Origin of the sequence: Okeania sp. SIO3B5, from assembly GCF_010692555.1 — a bacterium.
In the GTDB taxonomy this organism is placed as follows: Bacteria; Cyanobacteriota; Cyanobacteriia; order Cyanobacteriales; family Microcoleaceae; genus Okeania.
In genome coordinates, this window is the sequence record NZ_JAAHHG010000767.1 from 1 (window position 1) to 3311 (window position 3311).

Annotated in this window: 2 protein-coding genes and 1 pseudogene; 1 reads left to right on the forward strand and 2 read right to left on the reverse strand. The window is 39.0% G+C overall.

From position 1 onward, the window contains the following. Positions 1-1021: 1021 nt before the first annotated feature. Positions 1022-2164, forward strand: coding sequence for a hypothetical protein (locus F6K54_RS42145; RefSeq protein ID WP_293090448.1), 1143 nt, complete (start codon positions 1022-1024; stop codon positions 2162-2164). Positions 2165-2291: 127 nt separating this feature from the next. Here the strand turns inward: F6K54_RS42145 and F6K54_RS42150 are convergent, their stop codons facing one another. Then, entirely contained in the window at positions 2292-2927 is a 636-nt protein-coding gene (locus tag F6K54_RS42150; RefSeq protein WP_293090449.1) for a TetR/AcrR family transcriptional regulator, read from the reverse strand. Positions 2928-3127: 200 nt separating this feature from the next. Continuing rightward, positions 3128-3311, reverse strand: a pseudogene (locus tag F6K54_RS42155) (transposase); the annotation flags it as partial.

Sequence of the window (3311 nt, forward strand, 5' to 3'; positions counted from 1 at the left end):
ATTTTAGTTGTGAGATATTGAAGATTTTTAGGCAACAGGCAACAGGGAAGAAGAAAAAAAACGGTAAACATTCAGCCATCAGCTATCAGCTATTTCTTTTAGTAGGCGATCAAAGTTTTATTAATTGAGAAAGGCTTTGTTGCATGAAAGTATATAGCTGTCGCACTTGCTCCACATATGTATTTCATAGCGCGCTGAAACTGCTGTAACTATTGGACAATAGATAAATAGGGCTTGCTGATTAAATATCAAAGCATTGACATATAAAAGTTTCAGCCTGATTAGGTTGAAAAAAGTGCCCCTGTTTTCGGTCAAGATAGCTCAAAAAATTAGCATTTTGTGCAAGAGTTGGGCAGAAAAATTCAGGGACAATTCTTCCAACTACATCCTCTATAATTCCCCGTTTCTCCTGTCTCCTGTCTCCTGTCTCCTGTCTCCTACCCCTACTAAAAGACTTTTGAGCGCAAACCCTAAATAGAACATCAATGTTTGACATAGAAACGGCTAAAACTCTTAGCTGTAAAAGCTTTGAGGCTTAATCAGCAGAGCAATAACTATTGGACAATAGATCAATAGAACATCAATACTATAGAAAGAGAGCGTACGCGAATCAGCAGAGCAATAACTATTGGACAATAGATCAATAGAACATCAATACTATAGAAAGAGAGCGTACGCGAATCAGCAGAGCAATAACTATTGGACAATAGATCGATAGAACATCAATACTATAGAAAGAGAGCGATATAGCTGCGGAATGGATGTTAAGAACGCTACTTTCATGCAACAAAGCCATTGAGAAACGAAAAATCTGACTACAAAAGTCAGCTCCAAAGTCTATATTCATTAAAACCCCCTTATGAGAGTTGACAGCTAATAGCTGTTTGCGCAGCAGTCCGCAGGAAATACTTACGTTGTCAGAGCAAAGCAATTTTTGTTGGGTGATTATTTCCTAAATAACTCTTATAAATAAAAAAAAGCGGCAGTAATACCACCGCATTAAATATTTAAACCAAAATTTATGTTACCACAAAATAACTTGCATTCGGATACTCGTAAGCGAATTGACAAAATGATTCGGCCTGAATTTCGGCCTTTCTTTACTTGGTTAATAGGAAAACCCTGTTTTGGAGAAACTCCACAACGGAAAACTGTGGCTGAAGACTTAGGATCTACATTCTTTATGCTAATCTTTGGTCTTGTTGTTGGCTATTTCGCATTTACAGGAGACTGCGTTAATTTAACTGCTGTTCCTATTAGCTGGGTTTACGTATTGTCATCAACCCGTAAACTACGTCTAACTATTCAACACGCTTGCAGTCATAATGCTGTATTTTCTCATCGCTTCTGGAATAAAGCTCTGGGAGAATTTATTTCCATTCTGACTCTCACTTTGCCCTTCAGAGAATACCAGAAAAATCATACAAAAGTTCACCATTCCCACCATCTCCTGACTCCCGGTGATGAAACTTACAACTTTCTCTTCCTTAATGCTGGTTTTCGCCCAGGAATGAAAGTAGATGAGGCATGGAAGCATCTCATTAAAACCGCTTTTTCACCCACCTTTCATTGCCGTCAACTTTACTCAAGGATAAAATCAGCTTTTTGTTCCCCTTATCCCACTCATAACTTAATTTCGTTAGCTTTTTGGTTATCGATCTTATGTGGAGTGGGGATAACTCATTCTTGGCAAATGTTTTTCTGGATATGGGTTTTACCTCTGAGTGCCTTTTTTGAAGTGAGTAGTTTATTACGCCAATGTGTAGAACATAAGTTCGGAAATAGCCCACAAGAAATGACTTCTGCCATTTTCTGTGGCGAAGAACCCCCTGTCTTTAACCATTCTGATTCAATTTGGGTAAAGGTTTTGGGGGTAACTCGTTGGTGGATGAGAATGTTTTTCTATCATCTCCCTGTACGCCTTTTGATTCTTACAGGAGACAGTCCAGTTCACGACTATCATCATAAACGGCCAGGCAATGATTGGGTTAACGCCCACATAGATAGACAAGCAGAAGTAGAAACAGGAATTTCTTATACACACTCTTGGGGGTTATTGGAAGCGATCGATAAAACTTTTGATTCTCTTAGCACAATATCCCCAGACTATAGCGCTACGGGCAAGTTAGAAGTCAAAAATCAACGGAATAGTTCCTGTTGCTAATAACCTTTGATAATATTGAGTTTTCGTGGCGTGCAGATTATAAACTAATTCCTGGAGTGGAATAGACATCTGGTGATAATAAAAAATCAAATCAATTATCCCACTCTTATTCATCAATTATTTCTCCCTACTCCCTAACCTCAGCACTAATTCCAAAAGTGATAAAAGTCACAAGACGTTGTACAAGATCGTCAATTTCCTCACTAGAACTTTTTTCACTCAGGGGTTCTAATGGCTCAAATTGATTGAGAACTCGGATCAACATCGCTATCACAAGATCGAGTTTCCATTCTAATTCCATTGGAGATTGATTTGGAAGCACTTTCTGCATCATATCTAGAAATCTTTGGTGAGTTCTACTAAATTCTGCTTCCGCTAGTCTCTGAATTGGATAGGGTTCCGTGCGACAACGGCCCATAAATTTGGCATGAATTAGACATTCCTCTGAGCTATCCTGAGTCATTTGTAGCGGTGGGGTAATTACAGCTGCTACAATTTCTGCCACTGAAGGGAGGTCTTCAGATTCTTCCAGAATTGCCAGTTGTCGTAGTTGTTCTTCAACAATAGGTTGTGCTACCCGTTGAACTGTGGCGATAAATAATTCTTCTTTTGAACCAAAATGATAATGGACGGCAGCCAAATTCACATCTGCCTCTCGAATTATGGCCCTTAGAGAAGTTCCAGCAAAGCCCAGAGAAGCAAAAAGTTTCTCAGCAGCATTGAGAATTTGCTCTTTTGTGTCAATAGTTGAATTCTTGTTCATTCAGTCGTATGTATGATTTGCTCAATATTCTAGTTTAACACCGATATAGCGCTGTGCGCAGGCAACAATTAATAATTAGGGTTTGCTGAAAAAATTGGTTGTGGGGGTAGGACACGGGGACGGGTCGCTCGGGGTTAAGCGGAGATAGGTGGAACAGGAAAAGGTTTCGGTCATTTTATGTGAAGAAATTTTCTTGAATTTCAGCATAAAGTTTCAGTAAATTGATGCCAATAAGAGCAAATAACTAGGAGATAAACTGAATTCTCCGCAAAAAGTATCTTGCCACTCTCATCTTGTACCATAATTGCCCGTTGTTCTAGCAGCTCTAATTCCTCAACGCTTAGATTAATTTCGTTGGCAATATTTAGAGCTTTTTCTATTGCC

Excerpts from the sequence above, each read along its gene's own strand:
- F6K54_RS42145 (WP_293090448.1), top strand. The coding sequence starts at position 1,022 with ATGTTACCACAAAATAACTTGCATTCGGATACTCGTAAGCGAATTGAC.
- F6K54_RS42150 (WP_293090449.1), bottom strand. The coding sequence starts at position 2,927 with ATGAACAAGAATTCAACTATTGACACAAAAGAGCAAATTCTCAATGCT.